The following is a 20,024-nucleotide window of genomic DNA, read 5'->3' on the forward strand; positions in this document are numbered from 1 at the left end:
TATTTTTTGTTAAAAGTTTAGTATTCAAAACGTTTAAAGTAGGTTATTAAAACCAACTTCAAGCCTTAAATTTTAAACGGTATTAGGGCAACCATTTTTTCTCAAAGTTTGGCTTACGCTTTTCAAGGAATGCATTTCTACCTTCTTTGGCTTCTTCGGTCATATAGGCTAATCGCGTAGCTTCACCTGCAAAAACCTGTTGTCCTACCATGCCATCATCGGTCAGATTCATCGCAAATTTTAGCATTTTGATCGCCATAGGTGATTTGCCTAATATTTCTTGTGCCCACTCATAAGCGGTATCTTCTAATTCAGCATGAGGAATAACGGCATTTACCATCCCCATATCCATTGCATCCTGAGCCGAATAATTGCGTCCTAAAAAGAAAATCTCACGTGCTTTTTTCTGTCCTACCATCTTAGCAAGGTAAGCAGAACCATAACCACCGTCAAAACTGGTCACATCAGCGTCTGTTTGTTTAAAGATCGCGTGCTCTTTACTCGCTAGTGTTAGATCGCAAACGACATGTAAACTATGTCCACCACCTACTGCCCAGCCAGGAACCACCGCAATCACCACCTTTGGCATAAAACGGATTAAACGTTGTACTTCTAATATGTTCAAACGATGTTGACCGTCCTCTCCCACGTACCCCTGATGACCACGGGCATTTTGATCCCCGCCGCTGCAAAAAGAGTACACTCCATCTTTCGACGAAGGCCCTTCAGCAGAAAGTAAAACAACCCCTATAGAAGTGTCTTCTTGCGCATCGTAAAATGCGTTGTATAGCTCAGCTGTTGTTTTTGGACGAAAAGCATTGCGCACATCAGGTCTGTTGAATGCTATTCTAGCAACTCCATTGCATTTCTTATAGGTGATATCTTCGTATTCTTTGGCAGTGATCCAATCCATTATAATTGATTTAAATTATTTAAGTGTAAAAATAAATCATTTTTTGCATTTTATACTATTCTATGAGGGAAGCTTTAGAAATCCTTCCTTTACAAAACGATGGTAAAGTGTTAAAGTTTAAAAAAAAATAGTTTATTAACAGTGGTCAACTACTATAATGACTAATTTTAGAACATGCTAATCAGCAGAATAGGAATAAACAATCCTGATTTAGCTATTAAACTTCACTGATTTATTAACCTAAAAAAAGAATACTTTGATTGAATTTAAAAATTTCGTCTCTCTTTATTTTGTGGTTTTAAATAATAACAACAGAAAAAGTGAGAAAACGGGAAAGCTATTTACCGAAATTGTGAAAGGACTATAGTAACACCTACGGTTAAAAGAAAGATTATGAAAACCATATCGCTGCATTAACAAAGTTACATGGCAGCAAAAATTTTGGATTTACTATCTTTATACAATAAAAAGAAACCAAATGGTTTTTATTATAAATAAGAGTCTAGCTTGTAAGTAAATTTTTGCCCTAGATTATTTTTAGCTTTGTACTTCGATTATTCGAAACAAACTAAAAAAGAGAAAGACTAACCGTTTTCGATTAGTCTTTCTTTTTTTTTATTCTTTAATCAGGTATATTCCGTCTTCTTTGATTTCGATTAGCTTTTCTCTATACAAAGCTCCAATCGCTTTCTTGAATGTTTTCTTACTCATTTTTAAAACAGTCTTTATATCCTCAGGATGTGAGCTATCTGTCAATCGTAAAAAACCACGACTGGCTCTTAATTCATCTAGAATTAAATCTGCATTAGGTTCGATGCTTTGATATCCTTGTATCTGTAATGCAACATCAATTTTATTATCAGGACGAATATTTTTAATGTATCCGCGCATACGATCACCCGTACGAATAGCATCATCATAAACTTCATCTTTGTAAAGCAATCCTTTATGACGTTCATTTATAATTACGTTGATCCCAATCTCCGTAATGTGCGAAACAATCAAATCTACTTCCTCTCCTTTTTCAACTGTAAGTTCTTCATTTTTAAGAAATTGATTCGTCTTACTTGAAGCTACTAAACGGTTCGTTTTCTCATCCATATAAAGATAAACTAAGTACCGTTTTCCTTTTTCCATAAGACGAGCCTGTTCTTTAAACGGAACCAGAATGTCTTTTTCCATTCCCCAATCCATAAAAGCACCAATCTGATTAACATAATTTACACGCAAAAGTGCAAATTCATTTAATAAAATATAAGGCTCTAGTGTTGTTGCTACAGGACGTTCTTCATGATCTAAATAAACAAAAACAATCAACTCCTCACCTATCTCAAATTCGTTAGGCACATATTTATTGGGTAAAAGTATGTCGTGTATTCCCTCAGGATCTGTCTCTGGTGTGCCCAGAAATAAACCAACTTTAGTGTCACGAAGTATTGTAAGCGTATTGTATTTTCCTATTTCAATCATTTTATTCAATTTTCTAAGCTGCAAAGGTACGAAGTTTGAAAATAGTAACCCCATCCCATCATACAATTCCCTCGTATTTTCCTTTTTAGAAGCAAAAACAACATAAATTACAAAAACGATTCGTCCCGCTATCCGCAGTATCTTTTGGGCTGAACCCCAGCCCAAAAAGGATACGCACTTCTATCGGGGCTAAATTACAACGTTTCATTTTCTACATAACCAACAAAAAGCTCCTTAAAACTCATTAAACAACTATTAAAATTATTTTTACCCACTATTAAATCTCTTTTTTTACTTAATTTTAAATTCTGAAAATAAATACCAAAAAATAAATGAAACCAAATCTTTTTTGCTACCTCTTTGCCTTATTGCTTTTTACTCAAGTCAGCTTCGCCCAAATCACTGTTGATGATCCCGAAATTAAAAAAATGATTACGGAAGTCAAAGCTGAAAGTCTTGAAAACACCGTAAAAAAACTTGTTTCCTTTGGCACCCGCCATACCTTAAGCGACACTAAAAGTAAAACGCGAGGCATTGGCGCAGCACAACAATGGGTGAAATCTGAATTTGATAAATACGCTTTAGAATCAAATGGCCGACTTACGTCAAAAATCGATTATTTTACCATAAAAGCAGACGGCAGACGTATTGCTGTTGATAGCCAAATGGGAAATGTAATGGCAACCTTAAAAGGAACAGATTCCAGTGATGACCGAGTATTAATTATAAGCGGTCATCTCGACTCCCGAGTTACAGATGTTATGGATGCCAAATCAGATGCGCCAGGTGCTAATGACGATGGTTCTGGAGTTGCCGCCATGATGGAACTGGCTAAAGTTATGAGTAAGCGATCTTTTCCATACACAATCCTTTTTGTAGCAGTTACAGGAGAAGAACAAGGATTGTATGGCGCCAGACATTTAGCTGAGCTTGCCAAGAAAGAAAACTGGAATATCGTGGCGATGCTCAACAACGATATGGTAGGAAACAGCTTGTCTAGCGGAACAAACCTTAGAGACAATACTAAAGTAAGAGTATTTAGTGAAGCGACTCCCTATCTCGAAACTGAGGACGAAGCAAAAATGAGAAAACTAACCAATAGAGACAACGACAGCCCATCTCGACTGTTAGCGCGATACATAAAAACAGCAACTGATCAATATGTAGCTCAGTTAGAAGTTAACTTGGTCTATAGAAATGACCGTTTTTTACGCGGTGGTGATCATACTCCTTTTAGTCAAAACGGATTCACTGCAGTTCGTTTCTGCGAAATGAATGAAAACTTTGATCATCAACACCAAGATTTACGAACTGAAAACGCCATTAAATATGGTGACTTACCCGAATTCATGGATTTTGAATACCTACGCAAAATAGCTGCTTCAAATTTAGCCACATTGGCTAATTTAGCTTGGGCACCAAAAGCGCCTACTAATGTGGGCATTGAGGTAAAAGACTTGACTAATTTCTCAACTTTAGTTTGGAAAGCAGCGGAGACCAAAAAAACGTACGGATACCAAGTTCTTATAAGAGAAACATCATCCACAAATTGGGAGAAAATGATATTCATTACAGATACGAAAACCACAATCCCCTATTCTAAAGATAATTTCCTTTTTGCTGTTCAAGCGATAGATGAATTAGGACATGCAAGCTTACCGGTTTTTCCAATACCTATTCGTTAAAACGACATAGGAATAAACAAAAAAAGAACTTTTTAGCATCTATTTAAGAAATCAAAATGAAATTAATTTCTCTAAATTTATACTGCGAACCTATAGAATGATTCAAGCATATTTATGCTGGAATTATTCAGCTGGTAATCCTAAATCCCAAGTGATTTTTGAAATGATTATTCTCACTTAAGTAAGTTGGACTGCTTTCTCTTTAAAACATATATCCTGTTTTTTTTGGACACGTTCATCGGTTAAAAATAAGATGTACCTGTTAACTTTCTCTTAGAAGTAATATAGTAGGTCTATTCTAATGACATAGCTATTTTTAGATGCAATAAATCTTGAAAAATTACAATTGATAAAAAGAACCTCAAAACCAACAGAAGTAAGAGGGAGCGTTTAATGGAATAAATAGTCACAAAGAAGTTAAAAAAATCTAAATTTATTGATTCCGGTTTGTATTTCTTAACAATAAACATATCTTCGTAGCAATGAACAGGAATTTAAAAACTAATATAGCACTCCTATTTCGGCATTTGTTTTCAATTGCTGCGATTACTATTTTACTTTTTTCTTCATGCTACATACAAAATGAAATAAAAAATGTTCTTGGAATTCCTACTGCAATTGAGCAGGGTGGAAATAAAAAAAACAATGTTTTTTCAACTGCCGTTTTCGATGCTTGTTCGCATTCGCTAACTTCCGATTTATCACAAGCTCCAACACAATCATCATTTACAAGTAACTTATTGGCTGTTGCTACTTTGTCAGCAATTGTAATGCTACTTTTTTCTGTTTCTGAAAAAGAAAAAAATAAGCATCCTTTTTACAACACCTTTAAAATTTGTGATCCTTTACCCATCTTCTTGCTCTACCGCAAATTGATCATTTGATACCCTAATAGTTTTTATAAATGCCATTGGAGAACCTTCTACTATGGCATCTTTCAGTACATCAATTTTTCAATTAATTGATCAATAACCTGATCTCAAAATCTATTATTTTATTATGGTCAAATATAAATTGGCAGCCACATTCTTGTGGCTAGTCACGGGATTCTTAGTTCCCGTATATGCACAACAGTCATCTGAATCTTTAAATGATTTGTGGCAAAATGTTGCAGAAGATTACTCAGGAATTAAAGCCAAACAAACTGCTGCAGATGCTTCCGCATTCAATGAGCGTGCAGTAAAATCGAGCAGACTACCGCAAATTAAAGCGCAAGCGCAAAGTACTTATGGAACGTATGATGGTATTGGCGGCGCATTTTTTCCACAAGCTGGTTTTTTTAATGTTAGTGGTGACGCATCATTATATGGAGCTAATCTCTCATCAAATTCATTTGGGTCTGCTGTTGTAGATTGGGAAGTCTTTTCTTTTGGTAAACTTCGAAAAGAAAATGAAGCCGCTCGTGCAGTCACAAATGGAAAAAATAGTGAAAAAGACGCTTATGTTCTGCAACTAAAAAAGCTTTTATCCGAAAGATATATCAAACTTTTATACAACAAAACAAAACTTTCTTGGAATGAAAAAACGATTGAACGACTACATGAGATTCGTACCATTACTTCTGGATTGTCAAAAGCGGGATTAAAACCTGCGGCTGATAGTTTACTGGCTTCTTCTGCTTATATTCAAGCACTTGCAATAAATGACCAGTTGGAAGGGAATAGTAGTGCCACTTTGATAAAGCTACAGGAACTTTCTGGGGCAAGTGCTTTTAACTTCAAAAGTGCACTAGCACATTTCGCAAAACCAGTGGTTTTTATTGAAGAAAGAAAAACACTAATAAGTAATTCTCATCCTATTCTTAGCTCTTTAAAACATCAAGCAGACTTTTACACTGCTAAAAGTGCGATTGAAAATCGTGCCCTGTTACCATCTGTACATTTTTTAGGAGGGATTTCTTATAGAGGTACAAGCATCAATGACAATGGCTATGTATCGGGAAAATGGAAGGATGGCTTTGCTAACAATGCTAATAATTTCATTGCTGGAGTAGGGATTACGTGGAATATTACAAACGTTCTTACCAACAGCATAAAAAGTAAAGGATTCCTTAAAGAAGCAGAAAGTGTAGAAAACCTTCATACACAATACGAGCAGAGTATGCAGGCCGATTTAGCTGCAGCCCAGGTGCGAATTAGTCAACAATTCAAACAAATAGAAAAGGCAACCACTGCTGTAAAACAGTCTGATGATGGGTATAAAATGTATCTATCTCGCTACAAAAGCGGTCTTATTGGGCTAAATGAGCTGCTGCAAATACAGCAATTATTTGAAGTTGCAGAAAATCAACTTTTAGAAGCATCGCAAGATTATTGGATGTTGGTAGCCTATGAAGCTGAACTGACATCGGATTTTAATTTTCTTTTTACTAATCTATAATTCTATTGATATGAACTTAATAAGATTTGCGTTAAGAAGGCCTATCTCTGTCATTGTTGCTGTTGCAGCAATTGTCTTCTTATCCTTTACAGCAATAAAAAAAATAAATGTAGATATATTTCCCGAAGTAGAACTTCCTGCCATGTATATCGCCATGCCCTACGGAGGACTATCTCCTGCTTATATGGATGGTTTTATGGCAAATGAATTCCAGAAAGTGCTTTTGTTTGTGGGTGGAGTCAAAAGTATGGACTTCAAAAGCATTCAAGGATTGACGCTTATGAAATTGACTTTTTACCCTGGAACAAATATGGCGCAAGCTGCAGGAGAAGTTTCCACCTCAGTTTCCAGAGCCATGGGCTTTTTACCGCCTGGAGCGGTACCTCCTATGGTGGTTCGATTCGACGGAAGTTCGTTACCTGTTGGACAATTAGTATTTGAAAGTGATCAGCGTTCTATTAATGAAATTCAAACCTTAGTACTTACAAAAATACGTCCCATGTTTGTTGCCATTCCAGGGATCACTGCGCCAGCACCTTTTGGAGGAAATGCTCGTTCGATTATTGTTAATATAGATCCTGAAGCCATGCAGGCCAACGGATTGAGCGCTGAAGAAATAACCATTGCCATTACAAAAAACAGTCTTCCATCGCCTGCTGGTAACATCCGAATTGGCGATGACAATTTAATGGCTCCCATAAATTCCATTGCAAAGAGTCCAGAAGAGTTTTTAAATACTCCAATAAAAACAAACGACTCACGTACCATTTACATAAGAGATGTTGCGAGTGTTCAAGATGGAGCAGATCAAACGGTTGGTTATGCACTTATCAACGGTAAGCGTTCGGTTTACCTTCCGATTATAAAAAAAGCAGATGCATCAACAATCGAAGCGGTCAAAAATTTGAAAGCATCATTACCCATGTTGCAAAATCAAATTCCAGAAGATGTGAGTATAAAATATGAATTCGATCAGTCGAAATATATAGAAAGTTCTTTATCTAATTTAATCCATGAAGGAATTTTAGGTGCTGTATTTACTGGATTGGTTATCTTTTTATTTTTGGGAGATACGAGAGGAGCATTAATTGTGGTGTTAACTATTCCAATTGCTATACTGAGTGCGGTTGCTGCGTTGTATTTTCTAGGGGAAACTATTAACATTATGACATTGAGCGGACTAGCGCTTTCCATAGGAATATTAGTAGATGAGGCCACTGTCACCATTGAAAATATACACCAACACATGGAAATGGGAAAACCTAAACAACGTGCAATTAGTGATGCTCTAGTTGAAATTTCAATTCCGAAACTGCTTATTTTACTATGTATTCTAGCCGTTTTAACGCCCGCTTTTATTATGACAGGTATTCCAAAAGATATGTTTATGCCTTTGTCTATTGCAGTAGCTTTTGCAATGGTGGCTTCTTTTGTTGCTTCTCAAACATTTGTTCCAATTCTAGCGAATTGGATGATGAAAATGAAAAAGAATGAAGTAGCTAATACGGCTCGCAAACGTGCTTTCTTTGATAAATTCCGCGTCAATTATTCTTATAGAATGCGTAAATGGTCTACAAAATCTATCTCGCTCTTTGTACTTTATGTTTTTGTAACTGTTGGATTGATAGCGCTGTTATTGCCTAATGTAGGAACAGATGTGATGCCGTTGTCCAACAGTGGCGATTTTCAACTACGCATTCAAGCTCCAACCGGAAGCCGACTGGAAAAAACGGAGGGAATTGTAAAAGAAATTTTAGGTGAAATTAAAACATTGGTGCCAGAAAATGGCGTAGCGATATCATCCGCTTTTGTCGGAATGCAGCCAGCGACTTCACCTATTAACCCCATATTTACTTTTACGAATGCTTCTCATGAGGCAATAGTGCAAGTTTCGGTCAACCAAGAAGTGTATGAGGGATCGATGGAAGATTTGAAGGAAGAGATCAGGATAAAATTGAAAAAAAGTCATCCACAAGTGGCAATCAATTTTGAACCAATGGAACTTACAGAAAAGATTATGGGTCAAGGAGCTATGACCCCAATAGAAGTAAAAGTAGGTGCAGGACAATTGAAAGCTGCTTTTTCTTTTGCTTCCAAAATTGAAGGGAATCTAAAATCGATTCCGTATTTGCGAGACGTTCGTATAGCAGAACCTGTAGCTTATCCGACATTAGAAATCGAAATAAACCGTGACCTAGCTGGACAATTTGGTTTAACAGTGCAAGATATTACGAAAAGTTTGGTCACTGCCACTTCGTCAACTCGTTTTACAAATAAAAATCTTTGGATAGATCCAAAATCGGGATTGGTGTTTCAGGTGCAAGTACAAATTCCAGAAGCGATAATGTCATCGGAACAAAAACTAAAATCTTTACCATTAAAAAATGGTAGTTTAAGACCTGTGCTCGAAGATGTAGCAACTATTAAAAGAGTCACTTCTCCAGCACAAGTTAATCGAAAAGGAGCTAACCGCTACGTCACCCTAATTGCAAATCTACATGGCAAAGATTTGGGAACAGCATCGAGCGCTGTGAAACAAGCCATTAAAGATGCGGGTGAACCACCACGGGGAGTCACGGTTTGGACAGAAGGTACCATTAAACTTTTGGATGATACCTTGAGTAATTTATTATCAGGTTTAGGAGTTGCAATTATTGCGATATTCTTGATGTTGGCGGCTTATTATCAATCGTATAAAGTGCCATTAATTATTTTGTCGGTAGTTCCAGCGGTTATTGCTGGTAGCTTGTTGCTGTTGTTTGTGACACAAAGTACGCTCAATTTACAATCCTATATGGGGATAATTATGTCTATAGGAGTATCTGTTTCTAATGCTGTACTGCTAGTTAATCAAGCGGAATTTTATCGGAAAGACTTATTGCTTAAGCCAGCAAATGCAGCACGTCTTGCAGCCACTTCAAGACTAAGGCCGATACTGATGACAGCCGCCGCAATGCTAGCCGGAATGTTACCCATGGCAATTGGAATTGGCGATGGCGCCGAACAAGTGGCTCCACTAGGAAGAGCTGTTATTGGGGGGTTAATAGCCTCTACGGTCACCATACTTTTATTGGTGCCCCATTTCTTTTCGTCAATGCTTTCTAGAACAGCGATTGCAAATCCTTCGCTTGATCCAGATGATGATGAAAGTAAATATTTTGTTTAATAAACTTTAATAAATATAAAATGTACGATCTAAATAAAAAAATAAAAACGGTTGCTATTGCAACGTTTACATTGCTTGCCTTAACTGCTTGCTCTGATAAAAAAGAAGCAAAAGAAGTAGCTATCAAAGTGGCTAAATTACAGAAGCCTAAAACAGCTATTATTCAGCATATAAATCCTGAATATGAAATATCCTTACCAGCCGAATTACAACCATACGAAGAGGTAGCAGTTTATGCCAAGGTGAATGGTTTCGTCGAAAAAATATATGTTGAACGCGGACAAAAGATCAAAAAAGGACAATTACTTGCACAACTTGTCGCTCCAGAAATGAATCAAAAATACATTTCGGACCAATCATCGGAAAAGAAATCATACAGCGATTATTTGTATGCAAAACAAGCGTATGAAAGAATGCTTGAAGCGTCTAAAACTTCAGGAGCTGTTGCTGCTATAGAAGTAGAAAGGTCTAAAAGTGCTATGGAAAGCGCTCAAGCCTCCTATCAAAGTGCCAGCGCTGGAACGGCGGGTAGCGGACAACTTAAAAAATATTTACAAATCACAGCCCCTTTTGATGGGATCATAACTTCTCGAAATGTCTCCGTTGGAGCGCTTGCAGGAACAGGTTCAGGGCAGCCATTGTTTATGATTGCACAAGGAAATCGCCTGCGATTAACACTTGCTCTTCCCGAAAAACATGCTGCATCTATAACGGAATCGATGCCTGCAACTTTCACAATAAGTTCGCAGCCCGGAAAAATATTTAAAACTAAATTATCTCGAAGTTCAGGATTCTTGAACAGAGATGATCGTTCTTTGACTATAGAATTTGATGTGGACAATGCCTCAGGAGAGTTACAAGGTGGTGATTACGCCCAAGTTAAATTAAAATTACAAAGAAAAGCACCCTCTTATTGGGTCAAAAACGGAAGTATACTGAATACACAAAGTGGTACTTTTGTGCTTACCTTTAACAATAATGAAATTAAAAAAGTATCAGTTAAGGAAGGCATCAAATTAGATACTATAGCTGAAGTATTTGGGGAATTTTCAAATGATGACCTAATAGTGATAAAACCTTCGGAAGAAATGAAAGAAGGAAAAGTAAAATAATGAAGTTCTATAAAACCAAGCTACCAATTGTTGCTTGGTTTTATAGAAATTCATATAGAGATTTGTCAATATTTTGACGCAAACAACAATAATAAAAATAATATAATAATGGTCGAAAAAAATAATGGAGAAAAGCAATCGAAACAACTTATTAATCTAAAAATGATTAAGAAAAATTTGTCGACAATTGTATTCCTAATCTTTATTGCTGTTTTACTATTCAGTCCAGATGCAAAATCATTTCTCATTAAGCAGTTGCTATTCACTGGTCTCTTCAACGCTGAGATTTCAACAGTTAATTCTTCAGATAATACACTCCGTAATCATTTTGATTTTAAGGATTACGAAGGGAATGTTCAAAATACAGCTGACTTGAAAGGTAAAGTTGTTTTCATCAACTTTTGGGCCTCTTGGTGTTCACCATGTATTGCTGAATTTCCTTCTATAGAAAAATTTCACTCAAAATTTAAAGATAATGATAACATAGTATTTTTGATGATAAACATGGATGATGATATCGCCATAGGAAAACAGTTTTTAGATAAGAAGAATTTTTTATTGCCAATTTTCCAATCGGTATCGACTGTTCCGAAAGAAATTTATTCGGGATCATTACCTACTACAATCGTTTTGGATAAATATGGAATAATGAGATTACACCATGAGGGATTCGCTAATTATGACGGGGAAAAGTTTAATCTTCAGATAAAACAATTGCTTGAGGAATAAATAGAGTAAAAACTCACTACATACAATGTTATTTATAGAGAGATATGAGACAGAACCAAAAAAAGCGCCCAAAAGGCGCTTTTTTCATATTATAAAAAAAATATTAATTGTAAACACTTTCTTTTTTGAAGTGAACTGCTAATAGGTAATAGACAACAGCTCTGTATTTATTTTTATTAGAGCGACCGTATTTCTCCATTACTGCATCGATACCTGCGTCTAAATTTGCTCCATCTGCCAAACCCAATTTCTTTATCAAGAAATTATTTTTTACTGTATCTAATTCTACTTGCTGGCTTCCTGCCACTGTTGCGGAATCTGCATTATAAATAGAAGGTCCACAACCTATTGTTACTTTTGTCAGTAAATCCATATTAGGACTTATACCACATTTGTCTCTCAGATCAGCGGCATACTTTACAATTAATTCATCTCTTGCACTCATAAATAAAGATTTAATATTTAATAAAAATTAGTTAAGTATCTCAAATTTAAACATTTATTTAAAAAACCACTAATTTATAAAGTCATTTATTGACTTTTTTTATGAAATTAGATCAACTCTTTAAAAAACTGGAGCAAAATAGCATCATTTTCCAGCGTTGGGGTAAAAACTTCCAGTAGCCCCGGCTTTTCATTTTGACCGTACAAAGTCGCTAAACCTTTTTCTAAACTCAGTTCATCACTGGCAATAGTATATTCAAATCCGTACATCGTAGCTAAATGTTTTGCTGTTAAACAATGGGAAGTTTCAAAGAAAGTATTAAAAACAGGAGTTTCTTTATGACCTGGTAAGATCCTGAAAATTCCTCCACCTCCGTTGTTTATCAAAATTATTTTAAAATTTTTGGGAATGTAATTGTTCCATAACGCATTGCTATCGTATAAAAATCCAATATCACCCGTAATAAACACCGTCTGTTTTCCATTGGCTACAGCCGCACCAATTGCTGTAGAAGTACTCCCATCAATACCACTAGTTCCTCGATTGCAATAGACTTCTATGGAAGGATCAATAGAAATCAGCTGTGCATAACGGATGGCCGAGCTGTTGCTAATTTGCAACTGCGAATTTTTTGGCAAACTCGGAATTACTTTTTCAAAAAATTTAAAATCTGAGAATAGAATTTTATCTAAATAGATCTTGCTTTTTAGCTCTCGCAATTTATTCACGGCATCCAATTTCTTAAAATAATCGCTCTCAATTGATTTTGTCAGCGGTAAAAAAGCATCGAAGAATACATTTGGTTCTACTTCAAAATGTTTGGTCAATGCATTGAATGTATCGTATGCCCGCAGTGAATCAATATGCCAATGGTGTTTTGGTTTGTATTTTCTTAAAAAAGCTTTAATTCGTTTCGAAACGATCATTCCTCCAAAAGTGATTAATATTTCAGGACGAAAATCCTCAAACTCTTCATTGGTAAAAGGAGTAATTAAAGTATCTATGGTATTTATAAAGGTGGGATGATGTACGTTTGACGTTGTTTCAGTCAAAACCACCACCGATTGATCAGCAGCTAAAATTTCAATTGTACTATCACTGATTACTCCCGGTTCATTCACGCCCACTAATACCAATTTTTTTGTGGACTTGTTCCAAATCGTCGCATACTTCCCTGCCTCTTTTTGTGAAAGAGACTGCGTATCTTTTGCGTAAGCAGTAACGCTAACACTTACGGAAAGTTCAGAAACCGTTTCATACAACGGTTCTTCAAAAGGGGCATTGATATGTACGGGTCCTTTTTGAGCAATTGAAATATTGATTGCTTCATTTATTTTAATGTCATTTTCAAAGCATACCACCTCATCCAAATTGGCATTATACAAAGAATGATTCGCAAATACATTTTCTTGCCTAATCGTTTGTCCGTCGCCAATATCAATTTTACTATGCGGTCGGTCAGCGGAAATTACAATCAATGGAATCTGACTGTAGAAAGCTTCAGCAATGGCAGGATAGTAGTTTAATAATGCAGAACCAGATGTGCATACTAATGCTGCAGGCTGCTTTGTCTGTTGTGCGATTCCTAAAGCAAAAAAAGCAGCAGATCGTTCATCAGCAATACTGTAACAACTAAAAGCGGGATTGCTTACAAAACCAATCGTTAAAGGGGCATTTCGCGATCCTGGCGAAATTATTATGGTGGTAATTCCTTTGGCTAAACAAATTTCAATTATGCTTTGCGCTAAAGGTATTTTGGGGTAAATCATTAAATTTTAGTTTAAAGTTTAAGGTTTCGAAGTTTGTAAAGTTGTTCAAAACCTCAAGCCAAGCAAAGTTACAAACTTGCTCCCTCTTTTCGCCCCATTTTAACTGATTTTTATTAAATTTGACAACAAAATTTACCGATCAAAATGGAAATCAAAATTAGACCTTACCAAGCTGAAGATACCCAAGCAATATTAGATATTATCAACTATAACATCTTAAATTCAACGGCCTTATATGATTATAATGTGCGTAGCTATGAACAGCAAAAGACAATCTTAGACGATAAAATAAACAAAGGATTCCCAGTAATTGTAGCTGAATTAGATGGAGCTGTTACCGGTTTTGGAATGTACAGTGAATTCCGGTTCAGAGAAGCTTATAAATATACTGTAGAACATTCCGTTTATGTAAACAATGATTTTCATGGCAAAGGAATTGGAAAAATACTGCTACAAGAATTAATTATTTTAGCTAAAAAACAAGGCCTACACACGATGGTCGCCGTTATTGATGCTGAAAATCAAAGTAGTGTAGTCTTTCATGAAAAATTTGGATTCACAACGGCGGGAATGATCAAAGAATCTGGTTTTAAATTTGACCGCTGGTTGCATTCTGTCTTCATGCAGTTAATTTTAGAATAAAAAAAAGCGATTTTCACCAATGAAAATCGCTTTTTTTATGCTGTAAATTTTAAAAAACTATGCTTTTATCCAGTCGATTATAGACGCATCAGTAGGTAATGTTTGAGGCGCAATCACTTTTTCTAATTCCCCATTTTCATTGATCAGGTATTTTTGAAAATTCCATGCTACCTCCGAATCTTCTAACCCATTTTTAGATTTTTGTGTCAAGAATTGGTATACTGCACACATATCATCTCCTTTTACAGATACTTTATCCATCATAGGGAAAGTCACACCGTAATTAAGTTGGCAAAAAGAAGCAATCTCCTCATTAGTACCCGGTTCTTGTGACGCAAAATTATTAGCAGGGAATCCAATGATCACAAAGTTCTTATCTTGATATTGTTTGTAGATTGCTTCGAGGTCTTTATACTGGGGAGTCAATCCACATTTGGAAGCAGTATTCACAATCATTACTTTTTTTCCTTTCAAAGTGGAGAAATCAAATACATTTCCTGATAAATCTTCGACCTTAAACTGATAAATATTTTGTTTTTCCATAGCGACTTCACTTTTACTTTTATTTGATTTTTTACTTTGTGCCTGATTTTGACAACTATAAAGAAATAATGCACTACACGTTAGCATCAATAGTTTTTTCATAATTAAATTTTTTATAAAATTAAACAAATTCAAAATTACTTTTGTCTATTCTAAACTCTATTTTTCATTGAACAAACGTTAAAAAAAGCCTGATATTAATACAGGATTAACGCCAGGCTTTTCTAACAAAACAAACAAACTCCATATTCTATATTAAAACTTATACGTTATTCTTGCTTTCATAAAAAACGGCGTTCCAGGTGTAAAATGAATTTCTTCAACACTGTTAGACTCGTCTTTTAATCTTGATTCAGTAGCAAATTGCGTTTCATTCCATTTTGTATTCAATAAATTCTCTACCGAAACTCCAAAAGTGACACTTTTATATTCATAATTAATATTAAAATCAGCTATTGCATATCCTTTAGCGACAATTGAATTATCTTCATTTGCAGGACGACTTTTTAAATAACGGTATCTCAATCCTCCTGAAAGTCCATTCCATTTCTGAAAACTTAAACCACCAGTAGAAGTAAAATCTGGCGCAAGTGGAATGTAGTTTTGCCCATTAGACTCATCAATACTTCTAGCATATGTATAATTAGCATCGGCATCAAAATACAACCAATCATTCAATTGATAACGCAATCCCAAATCTGCTCCCATTCTTCTTGTTTTTCCGCTAGGCTCAATAATCCCTGCATCACCCACATAGACAAACTCTTGTTGAAGGTATAAATACCATAATGCTGAGTTAACAATTAACCTTGGGAAAGGTTTCCAAATTGTTCCTACATCAGTTCCTATCGCGGTAGGTAAAACTTGTTTTCCATTATTTTGAACCACAACACGAGTATCATTCGAATGAAACCCTATTCCCGACTTTACAAAAAATTGCAAATTGTTATTTTGGGAATATATAAAATTAAGTTTTGGTGATACTTTTACTTCACTTTCGGTCTGTGTTTTATATATCGTTGCTAACTTATCTCTGTAATTGAACTTAAAATAGTCTAATCGTACCGCTGGATTGATGGTCAGTTTCCCGAATTTAAATTCTGAATTTAAGTACGTAAACGCATTTGTCTCATCAATATCTCCTAATTTAATATTTTCTAGTGTAATACTTCTGTTCAAGGTGTGTGATAGTTCAGTATCAATAGTAGCATCTGCACGAAAACCTAAGCCTAATTGAAATGAAGCATCCCAATCATTACTTTGTACTTTTTTATTTAATTCGACATTCATCCCGTAAATAGATCGGTTTTCCTTTTGCTTGATTTGATCTCCATTTATAGGGTCATCTAAGAAAAAAGTAAAATTAGAATACAGTTCAAAATCATATTTCGAATAAAAAGCATTGGCTTTTAAGAACGTGTTTTCATCTATAGGTTTGCTCAACGACGCATTAATATTTGTTCTGGACGTAGTCCCTCCCTCGGTATCATCAACTGATCCAAATCTAGAAATAGTTCCATTATCTACTAACCGTTGTGGTATTTGTCCTGACGCATCCCAAGTACTGGAAAAACGAGAAGCAGATACTGAGAACTTACTATTGTCATCCAATACCGCCGAATATTTCCCTAACAAATTGACTCTATTAAAATTTTGAGGCGACTCAAATGGACCGTCTGTCAAGATATATTCTGTTGCAATGTAGGCGCTTTGTTTTTTCTGGTTTCCCAAAAGATTAAACATTCCTACCGTTCTTAACGTATTAAATTGACCCGCTTCTACAGTTATGCTACTCTTGTCTAACTTTTCTTTAGTTTGGAAGGTGACGTATCCTGCCGTTGCAAAATCCCCTTTACTGGCATAATACGCCCCTTTTCCAAAATCTATTTTTTCAACGGTTTCCGGAATAACAAAATGTAAATCGGCATAGCCTTGACCATGTGCATGCGATACCATATTTACAGGCATTCCATCTACAGAAATAGCAATATCAGTTCCGTGATCTATATCAAATCCCCTAAGGAATATTTGCTCTGCTTTACCTCCTCCAGCATGTTGCCCAATAAAAAGTCCTGGAACTTTTCGTAAAATTTCCTGAGAAGAATTTACCGGAGTCGTTTGCAAATCAATTTTTGAAATGACATTCAGCGCCGAAAGCTGTTGTTGGATCACAATCTCCTCTAATCTAAAGATATCGTCTTCTAATAGAATTCTGTTTTCTGAGCCGACAATTGTATAGTTTGCTTTTTTATGTCCCAAAGCAGTAACTTTCAAAATATTTCCTACTACTGATTTATCAATGCTGAACATACCTAACTCATTCGTATGCGCATGTGCCTCCGAATTTATATTAACGATATAGGCGTTCTCAATTGCATTCCCAAATTCGTCTACAACAATTCCTTTTTGGATTTGACTGTGCGATACCAAACCAATAAAGGCAAGTACTATTGTAAAAAAATATCTCATGGTGGGATTATAATTGATTAACCTTTTTCTCTAAATTAGGACCTAATTCATACATGCTAGAAAGCAACTCTTCCTTTATCGGTACTACTTTTTGGTTCTCGTTATTGGACTTGTAAATCATTGCCAAGTGGTACTGAACTTTGGGTTCAAATGATTTCCCTACTACATATTTCTTTGCAATTGCTAATGCTTTATCCTTTTGTCCTACATTCAAATAAGACCAAGCTAATAAATCATAAGAATCTGGTGTAGGTCTGTGATCCACCTCAATTTTTGCAATTTCCAATGCTTTTGACGCTGTTTCTTTTACATCAGCATAAATCAAAGTGTTATATTTATTATACATCGCTCCGTAATTATTCTTTTCAAGCATAGCGAAATAAGCATTTCTATTTTCTAAGGCTGCAGCAGCATCCCCTTCAAATTGGGCAATTTGAGACTTCAATAAATAAAAATCTGGAGTGTTGTGTGTAATTTCAATAGCTTCCACAATTCTTTTTGCCTCTTTAGTATTTCTTTCATGAGAAAATACTATCCAAGCAATTCCTTTTAATGCATAGGAATAATTGGGATCTATTGCTAATGTTTTTAAGTAACTGTCATACGAATCCTGAATTCTCCCAGCGTGACCATAAAAATCACCTAGATTAGAATAAGACCATATTTTAAGTGTTTTGTTATCTTCCTTCTCGGCAATATCTCTGGCTTTCTCCATAAATGTAATCGCCGTTTTCAAATCACCTTTATGATCATTCCATTTTGCTAAACGAATTAGATAATCATAATCATTCATGTCTTTTATTGCATTCAAATTACTTTCTGCCTCAGCAAAATTCCCTAATTCCATTTGGACATCAAACAGCAATTTTTGAGTTTCTTTTCGCCCTTCGCCAATAGCCAAAGCTTTATTAGCTAAAACTAAAGCTTCCTTGAATCGATGTTGTGCAATATAGTTTCTTCCTAGTGAACGAATTGTCGATACTTTGGAATACTTATTAGCTTCATTCGATTGGACAAGCAAATCTTCTGTTTTATATAATTTTTTGATGTCGCCCGTATATTCAAAAAGAGTGGCATACTTAGAAGCAATTATACCTAAGTAACTTTTTTGATTAGGAGCTGCATCGTATTTTTTTTGCCAAAAATCAATTTCGTTATTTGCAAAGTCCAATGATTCATTACCATCAACATGCAAGTATTTATCGTAATCTGTAGCAGCTGTAATTTGGTTTTGTTTTTTAGTATCGCAAGCGAAAATAAAAAGGATTGTAAAAACCAGGACGGGGATAAGTTTATAAGGTTTCATAATCTATGTGTTTTGTTTATTGTTAGAAAAAAAAACAGAGCTCACTAATTCTGCAAGAGCTCTGTTTTTTTTGAAAATTTATTACCAGGCTGCTGCCAAGTAAGGAAAAGAAGTGGTAAACGCTTTATCATTTGCATCAACGTGATCTGAAGTAAGACCAGTATTAGAACCACCTGTTGGCCCACCAAAGATTAAGATTAGCTCAACATCAATTACATCATCAGCCAAAGCTCTACCTGTTAATACATTAGTACCATCGAAAAAAGTTGTTTTTCCAGAAGTTTTCACGTTTAAAACATCAGTTGCTAACACTCCTGTAAATTGAGCTGCAGTCAAACCTAAAGCATTAGTAGTATATCCAGGATTTAAAGCCATTAATCTAGATTCAAAAATTGGCTGGTATTTTGCTCCCATTGCTGACGGTATAGCCGCATTAAAGTCGTCTTTAGGTTGTCCCGAAGCAATAAAAACTGTGTTTATCGCTGGTCTAGCCATTTGATCTTGTTGTACAAAAGTTCCTGAGAAGTCAGTACTTGCCATTGCATCTCCGTTATTGTCATCATCGTTACAGCTTACTGTAGCTACTGCACATACAAGTGCTAGAGTTATGATTTTGAATTTATTTGTCTTCATAATTTTGAATTTTTTAGAATAAAATTTATTATTGTTTTTTCTTAGTTTCTGCCCATACATTTAAAGATGCTGCTGTACCCAACATTGCTTTTGGAACTTCAACTACAACTGATAGTACATTTGAACCAGCAAAAGTATCTACACCTGGATTGTTGAATCCTGTAGCAGTTCCTCCAAGGATTGCTTGAAATTGACCTAAGTCAAAAAAGAATGGATCGTCTCTAGGTCCAGCGAAAAATTTCATTCCGTTTTCAGTAGACGTTACCGCTGCTGCACCATATTTGGAAATGGCAACACTTCCTGAAGCGGCACTAGTTTTAATTGTGCTTGATGTTCCAGTTGCTGAAGGAGCATACGGTCCGAAGAAGTACATCTTATCTCCTTTTTTAATTGCTTGGATAACCAAGTCTTCCACATTATCACCTGTATTGTCGATGTTAATTTCAATCATCACATTTTCATTGAATGCTGCCGCCGCCGTTGCATTAGGACTTAACAACCCTTGAGTGTTAACGGCGAAAACTAAATTATTAGTTTCTTGTCCTTGAAAAGTGTACATGTCTGTAATGTCTGCCGCATTACCTGTTACTGATGGAGCATCTACGTGATCCGCTGCTACTAAGATTAAGCCTGAAATCGCAATTAGCGAAAGACCTAATACCATTTTTGTTTTTTTCATTTTGTTATAATTTAAAAGGTTATAAAAGCATTTACGCGATTGTTTTCTTTTTGGTTTTAAAAAAATTAAAAAAAAGTTAATATA

General features: G+C 35.4%; 16 protein-coding genes. 7 read left to right on the plus strand and 9 right to left on the minus strand.

Annotated elements, in window-relative coordinates; all coding sequences use genetic code 11:
• Window positions 1-82 precede the first annotated feature (82 nt).
• Together BMW63_RS14910 and BMW63_RS14915 are read right to left on the minus strand one after the other, a co-directional pair.
• Window positions 83-913 carry a 1,4-dihydroxy-2-naphthoyl-CoA synthase gene (locus BMW63_RS14910; RefSeq protein ID WP_074724270.1) on the minus strand — a complete coding sequence of 277 codons (831 nt, stop codon included), beginning with the start codon at window positions 911-913 and terminating at the stop codon, window positions 83-85.
• Between the two features lie 615 nt (window positions 914-1,528).
• A complete protein-coding gene (locus tag BMW63_RS14915) occupies window positions 1,529-2,383 on the minus strand; it encodes a CvfB family protein (RefSeq protein WP_074724292.1) in 855 nt (284 codons plus the stop codon).
• Window positions 2,384-2,715: 332 nt separating this feature from the next.
• Between BMW63_RS14915 and BMW63_RS14920 the strand changes: the two genes are divergently transcribed.
• From BMW63_RS14920 to BMW63_RS14945, 6 genes are all read left to right on the plus strand, one after another.
• A complete protein-coding gene (locus BMW63_RS14920; RefSeq protein WP_074724271.1) occupies window positions 2,716-4,068 on the plus strand; it encodes a M20/M25/M40 family metallo-hydrolase in 1,353 nt (450 codons plus the stop codon).
• Window positions 4,069-4,550: 482 nt separating this feature from the next.
• The gene (locus BMW63_RS14925) at window positions 4,551-4,952 is read left to right on the plus strand and encodes a hypothetical protein (RefSeq protein ID WP_074724272.1); all 402 of its coding nucleotides are present in this window, start codon (window positions 4,551-4,553) and stop codon (window positions 4,950-4,952) included.
• A 115-nt stretch (window positions 4,953-5,067) separates the two neighbouring features.
• Window positions 5,068-6,447, plus strand: coding sequence for a TolC family protein (locus BMW63_RS14930; RefSeq protein WP_074724273.1), 1,380 nt, complete (start codon window positions 5,068-5,070; stop codon window positions 6,445-6,447).
• A gap of 10 nt (window positions 6,448-6,457) precedes the next feature.
• Window positions 6,458-9,613, plus strand: a complete 3,156-nt coding sequence (locus tag BMW63_RS14935) for an efflux RND transporter permease subunit (protein ID WP_074724274.1) — start codon at window positions 6,458-6,460, stop codon at window positions 9,611-9,613.
• 20 nt (window positions 9,614-9,633) lie between these two features.
• A complete protein-coding gene (locus BMW63_RS14940; RefSeq protein WP_074724275.1) occupies window positions 9,634-10,725 on the plus strand; it encodes an efflux RND transporter periplasmic adaptor subunit in 1,092 nt (363 codons plus the stop codon).
• A 108-nt stretch (window positions 10,726-10,833) separates the two neighbouring features.
• Complete coding sequence (locus tag BMW63_RS14945; protein WP_074724276.1) at window positions 10,834-11,454, plus strand: TlpA family protein disulfide reductase; 621 nt, start codon at window positions 10,834-10,836, stop codon at window positions 11,452-11,454.
• A 103-nt stretch (window positions 11,455-11,557) separates the two neighbouring features.
• Here BMW63_RS14945 and BMW63_RS14950 read toward each other — a convergent pair whose 3' ends face one another.
• On the minus strand, window positions 11,558-11,899 hold the full coding sequence (locus BMW63_RS14950; protein ID WP_074724277.1) for a DUF2853 family protein: 342 nt from the start codon (window positions 11,897-11,899) through the stop codon (window positions 11,558-11,560).
• A 107-nt stretch (window positions 11,900-12,006) separates the two neighbouring features.
• Window positions 12,007-13,668, minus strand: coding sequence for a 2-succinyl-5-enolpyruvyl-6-hydroxy-3-cyclohexene-1-carboxylic-acid synthase (gene menD, locus BMW63_RS14955; protein ID WP_074724278.1), 1,662 nt, complete (start codon window positions 13,666-13,668; stop codon window positions 12,007-12,009).
• Between the two features lie 144 nt (window positions 13,669-13,812).
• Here menD and BMW63_RS14960 point away from each other — a divergent pair, with 144 nt between their 5' ends.
• Window positions 13,813-14,310 carry a GNAT family N-acetyltransferase gene (locus BMW63_RS14960; RefSeq protein WP_074724279.1) on the plus strand — a complete coding sequence of 166 codons (498 nt, stop codon included), beginning with the start codon at window positions 13,813-13,815 and terminating at the stop codon, window positions 14,308-14,310.
• Between the two features lie 57 nt (window positions 14,311-14,367).
• On the opposite strand, the gene BMW63_RS14965 is transcribed toward BMW63_RS14960, so the two are convergent.
• The 5 genes from BMW63_RS14965 to BMW63_RS18580 form a co-directional block, all read right to left on the minus strand.
• The gene (locus BMW63_RS14965) at window positions 14,368-14,955 is read right to left on the minus strand and encodes a glutathione peroxidase (protein ID WP_074724280.1); all 588 of its coding nucleotides are present in this window, start codon (window positions 14,953-14,955) and stop codon (window positions 14,368-14,370) included.
• Between the two features lie 153 nt (window positions 14,956-15,108).
• Window positions 15,109-17,322 carry a TonB-dependent receptor gene (locus BMW63_RS14970; protein WP_074724281.1) on the minus strand — a complete coding sequence of 738 codons (2,214 nt, stop codon included), beginning with the start codon at window positions 17,320-17,322 and terminating at the stop codon, window positions 15,109-15,111.
• Between the two features lie 7 nt (window positions 17,323-17,329).
• Window positions 17,330-18,628, minus strand: a complete 1,299-nt coding sequence (locus BMW63_RS14975) for a tetratricopeptide repeat protein (RefSeq protein ID WP_074724282.1) — start codon at window positions 18,626-18,628, stop codon at window positions 17,330-17,332.
• 81 nt (window positions 18,629-18,709) lie between these two features.
• Window positions 18,710-19,261, minus strand: coding sequence for a DUF4331 family protein (locus BMW63_RS18575; RefSeq protein ID WP_074724293.1), 552 nt, complete (start codon window positions 19,259-19,261; stop codon window positions 18,710-18,712).
• A gap of 28 nt (window positions 19,262-19,289) precedes the next feature.
• Entirely contained in the window at window positions 19,290-19,940 is a 651-nt protein-coding gene (locus BMW63_RS18580) for a DUF4331 family protein (protein ID WP_074724283.1), read from the minus strand.
• Between the last annotated feature and the right edge of the window lie 84 nt (window positions 19,941-20,024).

Source organism: Flavobacterium frigoris (assembly GCF_900111075.1).
GTDB lineage: Bacteria > Bacteroidota > Bacteroidia > Flavobacteriales > Flavobacteriaceae > Flavobacterium > Flavobacterium frigoris.

What these genes read in the sequence shown, in the direction of transcription:
- BMW63_RS14910 (WP_074724270.1), bottom strand. Translation starts at nt 913, where the DNA reads ATGGATTGGATCACTGCCAAAGAATACGAAGATATCACCTATAAGAAA.
- BMW63_RS14915 (WP_074724292.1), bottom strand. Translation starts at nt 2,383, where the DNA reads ATGATTGAAATAGGAAAATACAATACGCTTACAATACTTCGTGACACT.
- BMW63_RS14920 (WP_074724271.1), top strand. Translation starts at nt 2,716, where the DNA reads ATGAAACCAAATCTTTTTTGCTACCTCTTTGCCTTATTGCTTTTTACT.
- BMW63_RS14925 (WP_074724272.1), top strand. Translation starts at nt 4,551, where the DNA reads ATGAACAGGAATTTAAAAACTAATATAGCACTCCTATTTCGGCATTTG.
- BMW63_RS14930 (WP_074724273.1), top strand. Translation starts at nt 5,068, where the DNA reads ATGGTCAAATATAAATTGGCAGCCACATTCTTGTGGCTAGTCACGGGA.
- BMW63_RS14935 (WP_074724274.1), top strand. Translation starts at nt 6,458, where the DNA reads ATGAACTTAATAAGATTTGCGTTAAGAAGGCCTATCTCTGTCATTGTT.
- BMW63_RS14940 (WP_074724275.1), top strand. Translation starts at nt 9,634, where the DNA reads ATGTACGATCTAAATAAAAAAATAAAAACGGTTGCTATTGCAACGTTT.
- BMW63_RS14945 (WP_074724276.1), top strand. Translation starts at nt 10,834, where the DNA reads ATGGTCGAAAAAAATAATGGAGAAAAGCAATCGAAACAACTTATTAAT.
- BMW63_RS14950 (WP_074724277.1), bottom strand. Translation starts at nt 11,899, where the DNA reads ATGAGTGCAAGAGATGAATTAATTGTAAAGTATGCCGCTGATCTGAGA.
- menD (WP_074724278.1), bottom strand. Translation starts at nt 13,668, where the DNA reads ATGATTTACCCCAAAATACCTTTAGCGCAAAGCATAATTGAAATTTGT.
- BMW63_RS14960 (WP_074724279.1), top strand. Translation starts at nt 13,813, where the DNA reads ATGGAAATCAAAATTAGACCTTACCAAGCTGAAGATACCCAAGCAATA.
- BMW63_RS14965 (WP_074724280.1), bottom strand. Translation starts at nt 14,955, where the DNA reads ATGAAAAAACTATTGATGCTAACGTGTAGTGCATTATTTCTTTATAGT.
- BMW63_RS14970 (WP_074724281.1), bottom strand. Translation starts at nt 17,322, where the DNA reads ATGAGATATTTTTTTACAATAGTACTTGCCTTTATTGGTTTGGTATCG.
- BMW63_RS14975 (WP_074724282.1), bottom strand. Translation starts at nt 18,628, where the DNA reads ATGAAACCTTATAAACTTATCCCCGTCCTGGTTTTTACAATCCTTTTT.
- BMW63_RS18575 (WP_074724293.1), bottom strand. Translation starts at nt 19,261, where the DNA reads ATGAAGACAAATAAATTCAAAATCATAACTCTAGCACTTGTATGTGCA.
- BMW63_RS18580 (WP_074724283.1), bottom strand. Translation starts at nt 19,940, where the DNA reads ATGAAAAAAACAAAAATGGTATTAGGTCTTTCGCTAATTGCGATTTCA.